Here is a 15,620-nt window from a genome sequence, read left to right on the forward strand (position 1 = left end):
GCTGACGTCGCCGCCCGGCGAGGGTTCCGGAGGGGTTCGGCTCAAGCACGCCCGAGCCGTCGCCACCCGCTACGACAAACGCAGATACGTCTACCTCGGAACCGTCACCGCAGCAGCCCTGGTCATCTGGCTCCGCACATGATCGACCGGACAAGTCCTAGCCGCGGCGGAGCGCAAGCGCTTCACCGCGCTCAAGAAGGACGTCCGGGCGCTCGCCGCCGACCAGACCCAGCGCCTCGAATCCGCGATGGTCGGCGGACGCACCTGGACGGCCGCCGAGTTCCGCACCCTGCTGGTCGCACACCCGCTCCTCTCGCAGCTGGCCCACCGACTCGTCTGGAGCGCGACGGAGACCGACGCGGAAACCGAGACGGAAACCGCTTTCCGCCTCACCGGCGACGGCACCTTCACCGACGTCCACGACCGCCCGTTCGCCCTCCCCGAGGACGCCGTCGTCCGCCTCCCCCACCCCCTGCACCTCGACGTCCCCGCCTGGACGGCGCTGCTCGCGAAACACGAACTGAGCCAGCCCTTCCCCCAACTCGCCCGCCCCGTCGCCACTTTGACGCCCGACGAGGCCGAAGGGCACCGGCTGCACCGCTTCGAGGGGGTGACGGTTCCGGTCGGCGCCCTGCTGGGGCTGACCGGGCGCGGCTGGGAGCGCGGCAGGCCCGAGGACGCGGGGGTGGAGCGCTGGTTCCACAAGCCGCTGCCGAACGGCCGGCACCTGGTGCTCGCGCTCGACCCGGGCATCTACGTCGGGGCGGTTGGCGACTCCGCCGAGCAGACCGTCCGCACCGTGTGGCTGGACACCGGGGCGCACGACTACTGGCCGTCCCGCGACCACCGTGAGCGGTTCGCGGACCTGGACGCCGTCACCGCCTCCGAGCTGCTCGCCGATCTGGCGGAGCTGACGGCCGGCTGAGCGCTGCCACCACTGGCCCCGGGCCGGGTCGCCGACGGAGAATGATCACCGCCGACGAGGACGACCGAGGGAAGCGCGAGGGTGGACGGGGAGCGGTGACGCGCCGACCCCCGACCGCCCGTCGCTCAACAGAGAGGCTGCTCAGATGAGTTCACCCCAGGATTCCCGCGATTCCCACGATCCGCTGGACGCGCACCGCGCCGAGGCGGAGGAGGTGCGGCAGTTCTGGGGTGGGCTCGGGCTGCCCGGGCTGGTCGATGTGCACACCCACTTCATGCCGGAGCGGGTGCTGCGCAAGGTGTGGGCGTACTTCGACGCCAACGGGCCGCTGGTCGGCGGCCTGGCCTGGCCGATCACCTACCGCGCCGAGGAGGCCGAACGGACCGCCGTGCTGCGGGAGTTCGGCGTCCGGGCGTTCACCTCGATGCTCTACCCGCACAAGCCGGGCATGGCCCGCTGGCTGAACGACTGGGCCGTCGACTTCGCCCACCGCACCCCGGACTGCCTGCACACCGCCACGCTGTACCCGGAGCCGGACGCCGAGGAGTACGTCCGCACGGCCCTGGACGCCGGGGCGCGGGTCTTCAAGGCGCACGTGCAGGTCGGGGACTACGATCCGGCGGACGAGCAACTCCGCGCCGTGTGGGGGCTGTTGACGGAGGCAGGCGTCCCGGTGGTGATGCACTGCGGCTCCGGACCGGCCCCCGGCCGCTTCACCGGCCCCGAGCCCGCCGCCCGCGTGCTCGCCGAGCATCCACAACTGCGGCTGATCGTCGCCCACGTGGGCATGCCGGAGTACGAGGCCTTCCTCGACCTCGCCGAGCGGTACCCGCAGGTGCATCTCGACACCACCATGGCGTTCACCGACTTCACCGAGAGCTTCATGCCCTTCCCCCGGCACGCCCTGCCCCGCCTCGCCGCGCTCGGCGACCGCGTGCTGCTCGGCACCGACTTCCCGAACATCCCCTACCCGTACCTGCACCAGCTCCGCGCCCTGGAGCGGCTGGACCTCGGCGCCGACTGGCTGCGGGCGGTCTGCCACGACAACGCGGCGAAGCTGTTCCGCCTCTGAGCACCGCCGCGCACCGCCGCCGGCGACGTCGTCGCCACCCTGCGGGGCCGTGGCGCTCGCCGAACTCGCCTTCCGGAGCGGCGAGTCGGCGGCGGCCGGTCGCGGCACGGCACAGCCCACCGGCCGGTCACAGCGCGGCTCCGGCGAGCACGGCCGCCCCGGGGCGGCCGGCAACTCGCCGCGCCGACACCGCCGTTGAGCCCCGGCACCGCGCCCACCCGTCCCGCCGGACAACCCGACCCGAACACATGGACATCGCCCACGAGTTGAACACCCCAAGAGCCCGCAGCGGCCGCGCCCTCGCGCTCCAAGGCTGCACATCGGCCACGACGCCGCCGCCGGGCTGTCGGTGAGGCTGGCTAGGGTCTGTGACAAACAGGTGTCCGATCCGCCCGCCCGTCCGAACCGCCGCTCGGAGTGGCGGACGGTCGGCCGGTCAGGAGGAACGGTGCAGAACGTCGCCCCTGCTGCCTCGCGGCAGCCCAGCTCGTGCCACGGCTCGCCGTTCGACGAGGAGTTCGTGCTGCCCGCGTCGTGGCGGCCGCTGGTGCTGCCCCGGCGCGGCAACGCGGTGCCGGTGCCGGCGGACTGGCCGGGCGCCGAAGCCGTCGCCGCCGAGGACGGGCTGCTCGCCGAGCACCGCGAGGCGATCGCGCGGGCGCTGGCGAGCGAGAGCCACGACCCGGAGCTGATCGCCGCCGCCCGCGGGTATCTCGACGGCGCCGCCGACCCGTTGGGGGCGGCCGTCGTGCCGTACCTGCTGTCGCCGGGCACGGTGTGGGACTACGCGCAGTGGGCCGACCGGGTCGACGCGTGGACGGCGCGGCACGGGCTGGCGTTCGCGGTGCACGCGGCCGTGCTGGTGCTGGACGTGGCGTACCGCCACCCGCGCAGCGGCACCGGCGGCGAGATCCGCGTGGTCCGGCAGGACACCCTGCAGGAGCTGCACCACCTCCCGCACCCGTACGGCGCGGCCCGCTGGGCGCGCCACCTGCTGGCGGTCGCGGACGAGCCCGCCTACCTGGCGGCCCGCGCCACGCTGGCGGAGCTGCGCACCACGCCCGCCCGCCGGGCGCTGGCCGCCCACCTGCTGCCGAACGTCACCGAGTGGGTGGACGACTGCCTGGCCGAGGAGCCGGCGTACAGCGGCACCGGCGTGGTGCTGCGGACGCTGCTGCTGGCCGCGCTCGGCAGCCGGGCCCAGCTCGACCGGCTGGGGCAGCGTCCGCACCTGAGCTGGCACGCGATGAACGCCGGTGCGGTCGCCACCCTCGCCGACGGCCTCGGCAACGACTGTGTTCCGCTGCTGGCCGCCGAGCTGGAGGCGTCCGACGAGGCCGCCTGGATCCGTGAACAGGCGGAGCGCCTGCTGGAGTTCCGCACCGACGAGGCGTTCCGGGCGCTGCTGAGCGGTCTGCACAACCGGCATGTCACCCCCGTCCTCGCCCTGGCGCTGCGGCGCGACCCGGTGCGCGGGGGGCGCCTGTTGGCGGTGCTCGCGTGGGGCGGCAGCGAGCAGGCCCGCCAGGTGCTCGACCGTCACCTGCGGGCCTCGCGGTCCCGGCTGCCCGAGATCCTCGCCCAACTCGACGCCGAGACGGCCGAGTTCGTCCGCTCGCTGGACGGCGCCCGGCCGCCGAAGCCGGTGGCCGGGCCGGCCGCGCTGCCGGAGCTGCTCGTCACGCCGCCGTGGGCGGGGTCGCCCAAGTCCCGCAAGCCGACGGTGATCGCCGGTCTGCCGGTCGACGAGGTGCCTCGACTGTGCTGGCAGGAGGGCGAACAGGAGTCGTGGGCGCACACCGCGCGGTTCGACGACTGGTGGAGCTACGACGAGGACACCGACTGGGCGGCCAAGGCGGCGATGGCGCTGGATCCTCGCCAAGGCCTGTGGTACGCCTGCCGGTTGCTGCACCAGGGGCCGGTGGAGGTGCTGGCCCCGTTGGTGGAGCAGTGGCGTCCGACCGACTTCAACGTCGGTCTGGAGCACCTGCGGCCGGTGCTCGGCAAGTACGGCGTGGCGGCCGCGCCGGTGGCCGTGCACGCGGTCCGCGCCCGCCCGGCCACCATGGCGCCGCTGCTGCTGCCGCTGCTCGACGTCGAGGCGGCCCGGATGCTGGCGGACGGCCTGGTGCGCCTCAAGTCCGTTCAGGCGGCGGCGCGTTCGTGGTTCGCCCGGCACGGCGTGGCGGGCGCGCTGCTGCTCGTCCCGGACGCGCTGGCCAAGCCGGGCCGGGCGCGGACGGCCGCCGAGGCGGCGCTGCGCCTGGTGGCCGCGTCCGACGGCGGGAAGGCGCTGCTGCCGGCGGTGGCGGACCGTTACGGCGAGGCGGCGTCGGCGGCGATCGGCGCGATGCTGGCGGTCGACCCGCTGGTGAGCGCGCTGCCCGCGCGAATGCCGGAGCTCCCCGAGTGGCTCGACCCGGCAGTCCTGCCTCAACTCCTGCTCAACGAGCAAGAGTTGGCCCTCCCCGAGTCGGCGGTGCGACACCTGCTGGTGATGGCCGCGCTGGGCCGCCCGGACGCCCCCTACCCCGGCCTGGCCACCGTCGCCGCGGCCTGCCGCCCCGACACCCTCCCCGTGTTCGCCTGGGACCTGTTCGAGGAGTGGCGGCACGCCGGCATGCCCGCCGCCGACAACTGGACTCTCACCCTGCTCGGCGAGTGGGGCGACGACGAGACCGCCCGCCGGCTGGCCCCGGTACTGCGCGACTGGCCCGGACAGGGTGCGAACCACCGGGCGGTGGAGGGCCTGGAGGTGTTGGCGGCGATCGGCAGCGACGTCGCGCTGATGCAGCTGAACGGCATCGCGCAGCGGGTGAAGTTCAAGGCGCTGAAGACACGGGCCCACGAGAAGATCGCCGAGATCGCGCAGGGCCTCGGCCTGACGGCCGACCAGCTCGCCGACCGCCTGGTACCCGACCTCGGCCTCGCCGTCGACGCCACCACCGTCGTCGACTACGGCCCCCGGACGTTCACCGTCGGCTTCGACGACCAGCTGCTCCCGTACGTCCTGGACGCCGACGGCAAGCGCCGCAAGGACCTGCCCGCACCCGCCGCCACGGACGACGCGAAGCTCGCGGCCGCCGAACGGAAACGTTTCACCGCCCTCAAGAAGGACGTCCGTGCCCTCGCCACCGACCAGACCCAGCGCCTCGAAGCCGCGATGGTCGACGGACGCACCTGGACGGCTGCCGAGTTCCGCACCCTGCTGGTCGCCCACCCGCTTCTGTCGCGCCTCGCCCGCCGACTCGTCTGGAGCACCACGGAAGGCACCACGGAGACCGACACCGAACCCGGTACGGAAACCGCTTTCCGCCTCACCGCCGACGGCACCTTCACCGACGTCCACGACCATCCGTTCGCCCTCCCCGAGGAAGCCGTCGTCCGCCTCCCCCACCCCCTGCACCTCGACGTCCCCGCCTGGACGGCGCTGTTCGCGAAGCACCAGCTGAACCAGCCCTTCCCCCAACTCGCCCGCCCCGTCGCCGCCTTAACGCCCGACGAGGCCGACGGGCACCGGCTGCACCGCTTCGAGGGCGCGAAGGTCCCGGCCGGCACCCTGCTGGGCCTGACCAAGCGCGGCTGGCAGCGCAACGACGTGTCCGACAATGGCATCGAGCGCTCCCTCTCCCGGGCGCTGCCGGGCGACCGGTGGCTCTCCGTCACCCTCGACCCGGGCTACGACGTCGGCGCCGTGCCGGGAGAGGCACCCGAACAGACCCTCCAGGAGGTGTGGTTGGGCACCCGGCCCGGCGACTACTACAACCCGACCGCCCACCACCAGCGCTTCGCCGACCTCGACGCCGTCACGGTCTCCGAACTGCTCACGGACCTCGACCGGTTGACCGCCGGCTGATCCGCCCTCGCCGCCCCGGGCGGGCGCCGGCCGGTGCCCGCCCGGGGTCAGGGCTGGCGGCGGGCGATCAGCTGCCGGTGCAACTCCTGCACGCCGTCGGGCAGTTCGTCCGGCGCGAACCACCGGGCCTCCAGGATCTCGAACGACTCGACCTCGATCCGCCCGCCGCCGACGCACAGCGCCTCGTACGCCACTTCGATCCGCAGCTCGAACCCGCTTCTGAGGTACGCCAGTTCACCGACCTCCACGGTCAGGCCGGTCTCCTCCCGGACCTCACGGGCGACGGTGTCCTTGAAGCTCTCGCCCTTGTTCGCGTACCCGGACGGCAGCCCCCACTGCCGTCCCTCCGGCCACATCCGGTGCTTGAGCAGCAGCACCCGGCCCGCGTCGTCGCGGACGATGCCCGTCACGCCGACCATGAACTTGGCGTTCCACAGCCACAGCACCCGCCACTGCATCGGGCCCCGGATGCTCCGCCAGAGCCGCACTGCGATCTTCTTCATGGTCACGCCCCTTCATCGAAGGGGCCACCCTCCCGCACCCCGCGCCCGGCCCGCCAGCTGCCGTGATCACCGGGCGGGGTCGGCCGGCCAGGCGCCGCGTCCGGCGAGGTGGAGCACCAGCGCGGCGATGTTCCACGCGTCGTCCTCGCCGCGGTGGTGGCGGCCTTCGAGCGGCAGGCCGGCGATCTCCAGCGCCTGCGCCATGCCGGGGCGTTTGCGCAGCCCGTGCGCCTCGGTGAAGACCGCTTTGGCGTTGGTGTGGTGGCGGCCGAACGGGTAGCGCGTCCCGGTGGCCTGGCACTGGCGGGTGAACTGCTTGCGGTCGTAGTCGCCCCAACTCGCCCACGGCCGGGCCCCGGCCAGGTGTTCGGCGGCCAGCAGCCGGCACGCCTCGGCGAAGCTCAGCCCCCGCTCCACCTCGTGCGGGGTGAGCCCGGTCAGCTCGGTGCAGAACGCGCTGACCGTGGAGCGGACCGGCCGCACCAGGATCCGGTGCCGGGCGACGCGCTCACCGGCCGCCAGGTCCACCACGCTCAGCCCGATCTCGATGATCTCGCCGACCGCGCCCGGCGGCGGCTGGCCGTCCCAGCAGGTCGCTTCGACGTCCACGACGTTGACGAGCCGCTCGCCCCGGGTGCTGTCCATGGCCGGAAGCGTAGGGCGCGCCTGTGCCCCGGGCACCCGGTTTTCCCCCGGGTCGCCGGCCGTCAGCGCAGCAGCAGGTCGACCACGCCCGTCAGGTCCTCCTCGCCGCTGCCATCGGCCAGTCGGCGGCGCATCAACTCGAAGTAGGGGCTGAGGAGTTCGGTGCTGACGCCCTGCTGCTCGGCGGTGGCGAGGAAGGTGGGCGTGCCCGCGACCTGCATGGCGAGGTTGGAGACCACGTCGGTGGTGTAGTCGCCGGTGCGCAGTTGCGCGGCGGTCTGGTGCACGGCGGGGGCCATCGCGACCAGCCAGTCGGCGAGCAGCGGGGCGAGGGTGGTCGGGTCGATGTCCTCCTTGCGGATCAGCGCGAAGGCGTGGGCGGCGCCGGCGAACATGCCGTACATGGCGCTGAGCAGGGCGACGTCGTGCAGGGCGGCGTGGCCGGGGTCCTCGCCGACGTAGGTGGTGGCGAGCGGGACGGCGAGCGTGGTGCGGTGGCGCTCGAAGAGGTCGGGGGCGCCGCTGTAGAAGACGTAGCCGCCGGCCTGCGGGACGCCGACCATCGGGGGGACGGCCATGATGCCGCCGTCCAGGTAGCGGGCGCCGCGCTCGCGGGCCCAGGCGGCGCGTTCGCGGGCCTGGGCGGGGGTGCTGGTGGTCAGGTTGACCAGGTCGCGGCCGGTGAGGTCGGTGTCGGCGAGGACGTCGCCGATGGAGGTGTCGTCCAGCAGGCACAGGACGATCAGGGTGTTCGCGGCGACGGCCTGCGCGGCGGTGGCGGCGACGGTCGCGCCCTCGGCGGCGAGGGCCTCGGCGCGGGCCGGGGTGCGGTTCCAGACGGTGAGCGGGTGGCCGGCGGCGAGCCAGGTGCGGGCGAGCGCGGTGCCCATGGCGCCGAGGCCGAGCAGGGCGAGCGGGGTCTTCGCGGTGGCCGCGGCGGTGGTGTCAACGGGAGTGTGTGCCATGCCGATTACCCTGGTCGAGGGCCCGGAGGTGATCAAGTACGCACTTCGAAGTGGGTGGTTACCCCGGGGTGAGCGAGCAGGTCGAAGGGGTGGGGCATGGCGACGCTGAACCGGCCGGGTACGGCCGAGGGACACGTCTGCGGGATCGACAGCGCGATGGAGGTGATCGGCGGCCGCTGGAAGGTGCTGATCCTGTGGGCGCTGCACGAGCAACCGCGGTGCCGTTTCGGCGAGTTGCGCCGCCGGCTGCCGGGGGTCACCGAGAAGGTGCTGGCGTCGCACCTGCGGGAGCTAGAGGCGGACGGCGTGGTGGCGCGGGTCCCGTTCGAGGAGGTGCCGCCCCGGGTCGAGTACTCGCTGACCGAGGACGGCGCCCGCCTCAACGAAGCGCTGGAGCCGCTGGCCGCCTGGGCCCGCGAGCGCCTCGCCCGCCGCGCGGCGACGCCCGCGCAGTCCTCCGCCGCGGCGGCCGCCCCAGCACGGCGGCAGGAAGCCGACGCCGACGCCGACGGAATTTCTGGACTTGTCGGTCCATTTTCCGCTCCCTAACGTGGCGACCGCGCCCGGACGACGACGGGCCCCCACGAGCAGGAAGGTGTCCTCCCATGCACGCGATCCGGATCGAGGAGCACGGCGGCCCCGAGGTCATGCGCTGGACCGAGCTGCCCGACCCCGTCCCCGCCGCCGGGGAGGTGCTGGTGCGCCTGGGCGCGGCCGGCGTGAACTACATGGACACCGGCGCGCGGGCACTCGGCGGACCGGGCTGGCAGGCGCCGGTGGTGCTCGGGGCGGAGGGGATGGGCCGGGTGACGGCGCTCGGCGAGGGCGTCGAGGAGTTCGCGGTGGGCGACCGGGTGGCGTGGTTCTACCACCCGGGCAGCTACGCCGAGTTGCTGGCCATCCCGGCCGCCTCGCTGGTCGGGGTGCCCGACGACGTCCCGGACGAGGTCGCGGGCGGCCTGCTGATGCAGGGCCTGACGGCGAACCACCTGAGCACCGAGACCTACCCGGTCGGGCCGGGCGACACCGCGGTGGTGCACGCGGCGGCCGGCGGCGTGGGACAGCTGCTGACGCAGCTGGTCAAGGCCCGCGGCGGCACGGTGATCGGGCTGGTCTCCCGCGTCGAGAAGGTCGCCGTCGCCGAGCACGCCGGCGCGGACCACGTCCTGGTGCACTCCGGCGCCGGGTTCGAGCAGCGGATCCGCGAACTCACCGGCGGACGCGGCGCGGACGTGGTCTACGACGGCGGCGGCGCGGACACCTTCCGCTCCTCCCAGCTGTCGCTGCGCCCGCACGGCGTGCACGCCTACTACGGGCCGTTCATGGGCGTGCCGACGCTGCGGCCCACCGACCTGCCGAACAGCATCCTGCTGACCTACCCGGTCGTCCACCACCACGTCGCCACCCGCGAGGCCCTGCTGCGGCGCGCGGGCGAGGTGTTCGACCTCGCCCGAACCGGAAGGCTCTCACTGCGGGTCACCGGCCGCTACCCCCTGGCCGACGCGGCCCGCGCCCACGCGGACCTCGAATCGCGCCGCACCACCGGCAAGTTGCTGCTGCTGCCCTGAACGTGCCGCTCAGCGTCGGCGGGCTGTTGCCTACGGCGGTTTGCTTGTTCTTCGAGCAGGTCGGTCGTCCGGGGCCGTGCCGGGAGGACTTGGTGCGGCTGCGGGACGGGCCGTTGTCGGGTGAAGGGTTGCGAAGCCCCGCCGGACGGAGGCAGGGGTGAGGCGGCGGGGTGCAGCAGGATTCTCCCGGGGGCGTCGGAGACCTTCGGCGGCTGCAGGTCCGGCGGCCGAGCACCACCGCCGGACGGGCTTCGGACTACGCCGGCCGGGCAGATGCCGCGCTTGCGGGGCCGGCCTGGACGGGGCGAACGCGGGGCCCGGGTCACGGAGTACGGAGCGGTCCGATCGCAAGCGTCCGACGAGTACCACGGGCAGATCTCTCCGGGCGGGGCGAGGTGGGCGGTGTCGTAGCCGGACTCCATAACGACATAGCCCTTCGGGTCGCCCTCGCTCCAGCGCCCGAGCCGGGTCAACCGGCTGACAGTGCAGCACAGTTGGGCTGCGCTAAACACGCTTGGCGTCGTGCTCGGGCACGAGGCGCACATTCTCGGGGCCGCATGATCACGGAGTCGACCGCGCAGCGGGACCAGTGCAGTTCACCCCTCGTACCGAGCTTGCACGGTCCCCGTAGCGGCGCCGACCACCGCCCTGTGGCCGACTCGGCGCCGTCGGCACCACGAACTGGAACAGCTCCCACAACTCGTCCGGCATCAGACGCTCCACGAAGAGCACGCCCAGAGCCCAAGGCTTGTCCCGTGACGCCTGACCCCAGTTGAGACCTTGCCAGAACGCCTGCTACCTCGGTCAATTCCTCGAAGCTGCTGCGGCAGTGGCGGAGGGCTGGGTGCGGATCAGCTCAGGAATCGAACGAGTCCTTCGTGCTGTGCCGTCGGAGGCGCTTGACACCGCTGCACGCCAAGAGTTCGGTCCCGGTGGCATCGAAGTACAGAGTGAAGGACCAGAGCCCGTCCGCCGAGTCGATGAGCCCGGTGCGCAGTTGCTCGCCGCGGTGCCGCGCGAGAATCTCAACGGTTTCGTCGAGGCCCATGATCTCTTGCCGACCGCGGGCCAAGGTCCGCTTCAACCGTGTTGCGGCGATACCGATGACCATCCACTGGGGCACCTCCCTGTCCCAGAGCTTCACATCGGCGCCGTTGGCGATGGCGTCGCGTGCCGGTTTGCAGGCGCTGGTCTGGTCGGTGAGCATCGCGGCGATGTCGGGCCGGCGTGGGGGCTCGTCTTCGGTGGCCATGCGGTGACTGTAGAGACCGAGCGGAGGCGTCGCCACCGGCTTCGGCGCGGCCAGGACAAGGGAACCAGAGGATCGCGATGTTGCTCCGGACATTTTGGAACGATCTTGTGATGGCTGGTGTGACCACGGCTTCGGAGCGGTCCTGGAGATCCCCGTTCACCGGGCTGGGCCCAACTTCCAGAGGCTGATCACGATGCTCCGCCGCGAGGGCACCGGCGCGATGCGCCGAGGCCGCCTGTGGAGCCTGCTGGCGGAGGACCGGGCCCTGCTGGTCACCGCATACTGGCGTACGGACCTGACACTGCGGCAGCTCGCTCTGCTGTTCGGGGTGTCGAGGTCGGCTGCCGGATCATCGACCACGCCGGCCCCCTGCTCGCGCTCAACCTGCGGCGCCGCTTCCGCACGGGCACTGTGCTGATCGTCGACGGCACCCTGGCCCCACCCGCGACCACACGATCGCCGAGCGGTCGAAGAACTACCGCTACTCCACCAACCACCAAGTCGTCATCGGTGCTCACACCCGACTGGTCGTCGTGGTCGGCAGGCCCCTGCCGGGCAACCGGAACAACTGCAAGGCCTGGGAGGAGTCAGGCGCGAAGGCCGCCGTCGGCCGGACGACGACCATCGCCGACGGCGGCTGTCCGGGCACCGGCCTGGTCCTCCCGTACCGCAGGCCCAAGCCCGGCGGGCTCGCCGAGTGGCAGGCCGCGCACAACCGCGAGCACAAGCAGGTCCGAGCTCGCAACCCCCGAAGATCGATTACGGGACATTCCTCGGGCAAATGCGTTGCTGCACCCGAGGTGCCTGCTATACCGCTGTGCGCAGGGAACGGGGCACCGCATGCCCTTCGTCGTCTCCGATGAGGGAGATGACAACCGGGGCCTCCACACGGGACGCGTCAACTGGGGAGCACCTTATGAGCTGTTGGGAGCGGTCGATCGGCACCAGCATGCTCAGCCCCATCACCAGTTGCTCCGGACTGATTGAGCCTCGGCAATCAGGCACCATGCCGCGCATGCTGACGCCTGTCATGGGATAAAGGACCAGCACACCGCGGCGGGGAACAGAAAACCGCCCCAGCGCCAGATCTTCAACGTCTCTGCGTCGCGCGATGGTGATCTGTTCGTGCAGTTGGCGGTCTCGCAAATCCTCCCTCCCCTGCCGGTCGGCCTGCCCCAGCCAGGCAAGTGGAATCTGCGGTGATCCCCACACACTCACCGTGGCGCTGGAATCATCACTAACCTGCGGAACGATGACGAACCACTCGTCCAGTTTGCCCTGCAAGGACCGAAGGTAGTGCATGTGTGGCTGAAACGCCGCCGGTCGTCGCCATCGCAGCTGCTGGAGAATTTTCAGCAACTGGCCGTGCGGAACAATAGCTGTTCTGCTCTGGAGATGTGAGAATTTGCGCCCCGCATCCGGTCCACTGTGAAGAAAATCTGCGTCATCGCATCGCAGCGCCTGGAGAACGGGCAGCCATGCCCGAGCGTTGTGTGCCCGATCGGCTGCCCGCGCCGGGTAGGAAAGATGATCCACCCAACTTCCCGCACTGCGGATCTCCACAAGTTCTGCAGTGAATACCTTGTCCCGCCTTGCCGGAAGGCGCCACGGCACGTGGTAGCCGGCCAGGGCCGGAACTTGCACAGGCTTCAAGGGATGTGGCACGGAGCTGGAAACCAGCTCCCACAGTTGCGTGCGGAAGCCTTCCTCTGCACGGCCCAGCGCCTGGAGCTGCGTCGCTGCGGCCAGCCAGTCGGACTCCCACGTCTCGGTGCAGAGCGTGTAGAGGCGCACAAGATCACGGTAGCCATGCCGCACGCCGAAGCACCTGCCCAGCACAGAGCTGTTGACTGTCCCGTTTCGACCCGAGAGAACGACGCTGACAGTCAGGCCGGCAGGCCTCAACTCACTCGGCATCTTCGTCCCACCCACCAGGATCCTCCACGGCTTGTGCGTGGGTTCTTCGCTGGCGCCATGCCACTGCTCGACGAAGTCCGATCCAGTAACCGGCCGACTTGGGACGGCAATACGTTCCGCTGCGGCTCGAATGTAGGGCAAAAGGCCTTCGAATTCCTTCGGTGAGGAATTCCCTCCCGAATACGCGCCAGCACCCCCGAGGATTTCTTCCTCGAAGATCTTCTTGAGCCGTTCCGTACTGCCACCGGCGCCATAGGCAGCCGCATCCCATTGTCGACAAATTCGCCCAACAATTCGGATCTGGTGGACAAATCGACTGTCGCCCTCGATCAACATGGTGTGGTACCGGTATCGGCGCTGGCTCCTCTCCTGCCGGTACAGCTTCAGGCCGCCCGCGAGAACGAACATGTCCATGGCCCGCAGAAGACCGTCCGAGGTTCCGCCTTCCTCTGCTCTGGATTCGTGGCTACGGTTCAAGGCTTCTGAGCACTGCGCCAGGCTCTGCTGGTACAGCTCCTGCACGCCAAGATATTCATGGGGCCGGGGCAGACACACGACGAAGTCACGGGGAAAGAGCTCCTGATCCCGACTGGGGTCAAGGAGCGCCGGGGCAAAGGGGGTCGAGACATAGCTGACGTATTGAGCCCGCGGCAGAAGGCCGATGAGCTGTATGACGAGGCGGCTCGTAATAGACATGTCGACCTCGGGGCGCGTGGCACTTGGCATTGCCTGTCGGTCCGACTCGTCGTCAATGATCAGCGCCGGGATTTCGGACAACGGGGATCCACTGCCCGACAGATCTCGCACCAGCTTCCGAAGTACGACTGCGTTCCTCTTCACCACCAACAGCCGCACGGCTGTGTGCCGGAGATTGCGCGGATCGTTCAGCGGCAACCCTGGCTCAAGCTTCTCGAACTCCCACAAGTCAGGTGCGTGTGCGGCTCCCCGATAGTCGTCATTCAACGTGGTGCCCCTGACCACTCGAGGCCATGGCCCACCGGACCGGTTCGCGGCACCCTCGGGTGGTTCGCTGCCGAGCAGGCCAACCTCCATGGCCTGCTGGAGCGTGCAGCGCTGCACGTTCAGGGTGCCGCTGAGGACAATCAGCAAGCGGTACCCGGCATCGATCGCCTTGCCGGCCAGGGCAGTGAAGTGGGCACTCTTCCCGGACTGGGCATAGCCGACGATCAACCCGCGTGTGCCTACGGCCCCTTCAGCGGCAGGATCCGCCAGCTGTTCCATCACGCTGCGCGTGTTTGCGTCAAGAGACGCGATCCGCTCCTGGGTCCAGTCGTAGTGGTCACGCAGCACGGCCTGGTACCGCGACCAGTACACCTCCTGCTGAAGGGGGTGAGCGGCGGTGGAGACTGTGCGGCTGATCACTGCCGGGAGCTCGGCAGGCTCGCCGTGGGACGGCTCATTGCTCGGCGGAGCTTCAAGCAGCTCCAGAAGTCTGGCGATCTTGGAGTCCAGGGCAGTGGCCGGGCTACCACCGGCCGACAGCCGCTCCAGCGACCGCGCCCACTGGGCGTATCGGTCATCCGATTCTGTATCAGCGGTCGAATCTTCAGCGAGAATGTCCAGCGCGCGTCGAGCGTGCCGGCTCAAAGGCGTTGGGGTGTCGGGGTGGTTCATGCTGGCCTCCCATCGGCTCTCCGGGCGCGTGCCTTCTCGGTAAAGCGCCGCCACTTGCCTTCGGCGGCTCGCTCAGTCATCTGGAGCTCCTGGGCGATCTCACATGGCTTCCAGCCCTCTCTCCGAAGACGAATCATGGTTCGGATTGTCTCGTCCTCGCCGCGGCCGAGCTCCTCCAACTCCATGGCGTCATGCAACGCCTTGAACGGGTCCGTGAGTTGAGCACGGTCCTCCCACAGCGCGATCTCGCCCGTGGGGTACTGGCGCTCACGGTCTTTCTCGGAATGGGCCCATTTTCGGAGGGAGTTGGGGAACTGCATCACCACCATGTTGAGAAAGGAGGACCGCAAGGTGGCTCCGCCGTGCACGGACCACTCACCGTTCTCAAGTGCCCGCTCCCGGAAGATCCGGGCGGCTTCACGCATGGTGTCCGATGCCAGGTCGTGCCGGGCGCTCTCGTCGTCGCGAAGGTACGCCCGTAACGCCGGTTCGAGCCCCACCCCTCGACCAATGTCCGCCGCCCTGGCGAACAGGTGACCGTTCTTGATCCACCCCATCACCGTGTCTCTGCACTTTCGTTGCAGATCACCGATGTACAGGTCCCAAGCCGGACCGGAGAACCCCTCCTCCCGGAGGAGTGCCACCATCTCCACGTCCTTGATCAGCTGGGAGTTGTCCCCACGGGAGGAAAGGGCGGCCAACGGCTCACGGAGACGTGCCGTCGAGGCGCGCTCCCCCTCGTCGCCGCCTGCTGATTCTTCCCACCCCACGTACGGGCCCCTTCGAGGACAGGCCCCGACTTGGGCCACTCGCTGTCGTATAGGTGCTCCGACCTCAGGGCGCCCCCGCGCCGAAAACGTGACATGGGTCACGCCCATATGTCCGGGGGTCACCCCCTTTGGACGCACCTACACCTTCAGCAGCAAGGCCGCAGAAGCCATCGCACCCGACAAGGAGCCAAGCATGCCCACGCCCCCGCCACTCAGCACCCGCACTTTGATCATCCTCGCCCTGTCCGTGGCCGCGGGTCTGACCTCCTTCAGGAGCCCCGCCTGGGCCCTGGCCATCGCGACGGCCACCATGGTCTACGCGTTCCTCTCCACGTACCTTGAGTGATCGCCGACCGGGCGGACCTGGGACCCCCTGGTGCATGGTCAACTCCATGACCGCGCCCCTGACAATGGCTCCGACCACAAACACTTCGCGACAGTCCCAACCGGCGTCGAACGCCCTCTGGGACACTCGGCCCGGAACTGTCGGGCCGGCCCGTACCGGGAGGATC

Annotated in this window: 11 protein-coding genes and 2 pseudogenes; 7 read left to right on the forward strand and 6 right to left on the reverse strand. The window is 70.7% G+C overall.

Annotated features, from left to right (window positions below; translation table 11 throughout):
• Window positions 1–172 precede the first annotated feature (172 nt).
• The 3 genes and pseudogenes from ACWEMJ_RS26855 to ACWEMJ_RS26865 all read left to right on the forward strand — a co-directional run.
• A pseudogene (locus ACWEMJ_RS26855) lies at window positions 173–925 on the forward strand (DUF4132 domain-containing protein); the annotation flags it as partial.
• 145 nt (window positions 926–1,070) lie between these two features.
• Window positions 1,071–1,997, forward strand: coding sequence for an amidohydrolase family protein (locus ACWEMJ_RS26860; RefSeq protein ID WP_452139699.1), 927 nt, complete (start codon window positions 1,071–1,073; stop codon window positions 1,995–1,997).
• A gap of 448 nt (window positions 1,998–2,445) precedes the next feature.
• A complete protein-coding gene (locus ACWEMJ_RS26865) occupies window positions 2,446–5,853 on the forward strand; it encodes a DUF4132 domain-containing protein (RefSeq protein ID WP_452139700.1) in 3,408 nt (1,135 codons plus the stop codon).
• A gap of 47 nt (window positions 5,854–5,900) precedes the next feature.
• Here the strand turns inward: ACWEMJ_RS26865 and ACWEMJ_RS26870 are convergent, their stop codons facing one another.
• The 3 genes from ACWEMJ_RS26870 to ACWEMJ_RS26880 all read right to left on the reverse strand — a co-directional run bounded on the left by ACWEMJ_RS26870 (window position 5,901) and on the right by ACWEMJ_RS26880 (window position 7,966).
• Window positions 5,901–6,356 carry an NUDIX domain-containing protein gene (locus ACWEMJ_RS26870; RefSeq protein ID WP_452139701.1) on the reverse strand — a complete coding sequence of 152 codons (456 nt, stop codon included), beginning with the start codon at window positions 6,354–6,356 and terminating at the stop codon, window positions 5,901–5,903.
• A 66-nt stretch (window positions 6,357–6,422) separates the two neighbouring features.
• Entirely contained in the window at window positions 6,423–7,001 is a 579-nt protein-coding gene (locus ACWEMJ_RS26875) for an exonuclease domain-containing protein (RefSeq protein WP_452139702.1), read from the reverse strand.
• Window positions 7,002–7,063: 62 nt separating this feature from the next.
• Entirely contained in the window at window positions 7,064–7,966 is a 903-nt protein-coding gene (locus ACWEMJ_RS26880) for an NAD(P)-dependent oxidoreductase (protein ID WP_452139703.1), read from the reverse strand.
• Window positions 7,967–8,062: 96 nt separating this feature from the next.
• On the opposite strand from ACWEMJ_RS26880, the gene ACWEMJ_RS26885 reads away from it, so the two are divergent.
• Both ACWEMJ_RS26885 and ACWEMJ_RS26890 read left to right on the forward strand, forming a co-directional pair.
• On the forward strand, window positions 8,063–8,515 hold the full coding sequence (locus ACWEMJ_RS26885) for a winged helix-turn-helix transcriptional regulator (protein ID WP_452139704.1): 453 nt from the start codon (window positions 8,063–8,065) through the stop codon (window positions 8,513–8,515).
• A 56-nt stretch (window positions 8,516–8,571) separates the two neighbouring features.
• Entirely contained in the window at window positions 8,572–9,534 is a 963-nt protein-coding gene (locus ACWEMJ_RS26890) for a quinone oxidoreductase family protein (protein ID WP_452139705.1), read from the forward strand.
• 856 nt (window positions 9,535–10,390) lie between these two features.
• Here the strand turns inward: ACWEMJ_RS26890 and ACWEMJ_RS26895 are convergent.
• On the reverse strand, window positions 10,391–10,786 hold the full coding sequence (locus ACWEMJ_RS26895) for a hypothetical protein (RefSeq protein WP_452139706.1): 396 nt from the start codon (window positions 10,784–10,786) through the stop codon (window positions 10,391–10,393).
• Between the two features lie 110 nt (window positions 10,787–10,896).
• Between ACWEMJ_RS26895 and ACWEMJ_RS26900 the strand changes: the two are divergent.
• Window positions 10,897–11,529, forward strand: a pseudogene (locus tag ACWEMJ_RS26900) (transposase family protein); the annotation flags it as partial.
• A 64-nt stretch (window positions 11,530–11,593) separates the two neighbouring features.
• Here the strand turns inward: ACWEMJ_RS26900 and ACWEMJ_RS26905 are convergent.
• Window positions 11,594–14,338 carry a Z1 domain-containing protein gene (locus ACWEMJ_RS26905; RefSeq protein WP_452139707.1) on the reverse strand — a complete coding sequence of 915 codons (2,745 nt, stop codon included), beginning with the start codon at window positions 14,336–14,338 and terminating at the stop codon, window positions 11,594–11,596.
• Window positions 14,335–15,108, reverse strand: coding sequence for a hypothetical protein (locus ACWEMJ_RS26910; protein ID WP_452139708.1), 774 nt, complete (start codon window positions 15,106–15,108; stop codon window positions 14,335–14,337). Before ACWEMJ_RS26910 ends, ACWEMJ_RS26905 begins: the two co-directional genes overlap by 4 nt.
• 193 nt (window positions 15,109–15,301) lie before the next feature.
• On the opposite strand from ACWEMJ_RS26910, the gene ACWEMJ_RS26915 reads away from it, so the two are divergent.
• On the forward strand, window positions 15,302–15,454 hold the full coding sequence (locus tag ACWEMJ_RS26915) for a hypothetical protein (RefSeq protein WP_452139709.1): 153 nt from the start codon (window positions 15,302–15,304) through the stop codon (window positions 15,452–15,454).
• The last annotated feature ends 166 nt before the right edge of the window (window positions 15,455–15,620 follow it).

The sequence above is a fragment of the Kitasatospora sp. NPDC004531 genome (assembly GCF_053602195.1).

Bases quoted from the DNA above. Each gene is read 5' to 3' on its own strand.
- ACWEMJ_RS26860 (WP_452139699.1), top strand. From the start codon at position 1,071: ATGAGTTCACCCCAGGATTCCCGCGATTCCCACGATCCGCTGGACGCG.
- ACWEMJ_RS26870 (WP_452139701.1), bottom strand. From the start codon at position 6,356: ATGAAGAAGATCGCAGTGCGGCTCTGGCGGAGCATCCGGGGCCCGATG.
- ACWEMJ_RS26875 (WP_452139702.1), bottom strand. From the start codon at position 7,001: ATGGACAGCACCCGGGGCGAGCGGCTCGTCAACGTCGTGGACGTCGAA.
- ACWEMJ_RS26880 (WP_452139703.1), bottom strand. From the start codon at position 7,966: ATGGCACACACTCCCGTTGACACCACCGCCGCGGCCACCGCGAAGACC.
- ACWEMJ_RS26885 (WP_452139704.1), top strand. From the start codon at position 8,063: ATGGCGACGCTGAACCGGCCGGGTACGGCCGAGGGACACGTCTGCGGG.
- ACWEMJ_RS26890 (WP_452139705.1), top strand. From the start codon at position 8,572: ATGCACGCGATCCGGATCGAGGAGCACGGCGGCCCCGAGGTCATGCGC.
- ACWEMJ_RS26895 (WP_452139706.1), bottom strand. From the start codon at position 10,786: ATGGCCACCGAAGACGAGCCCCCACGCCGGCCCGACATCGCCGCGATG.
- ACWEMJ_RS26905 (WP_452139707.1), bottom strand. From the start codon at position 14,338: ATGAACCACCCCGACACCCCAACGCCTTTGAGCCGGCACGCTCGACGC.
- ACWEMJ_RS26915 (WP_452139709.1), top strand. From the start codon at position 15,302: ATGCCCACGCCCCCGCCACTCAGCACCCGCACTTTGATCATCCTCGCC.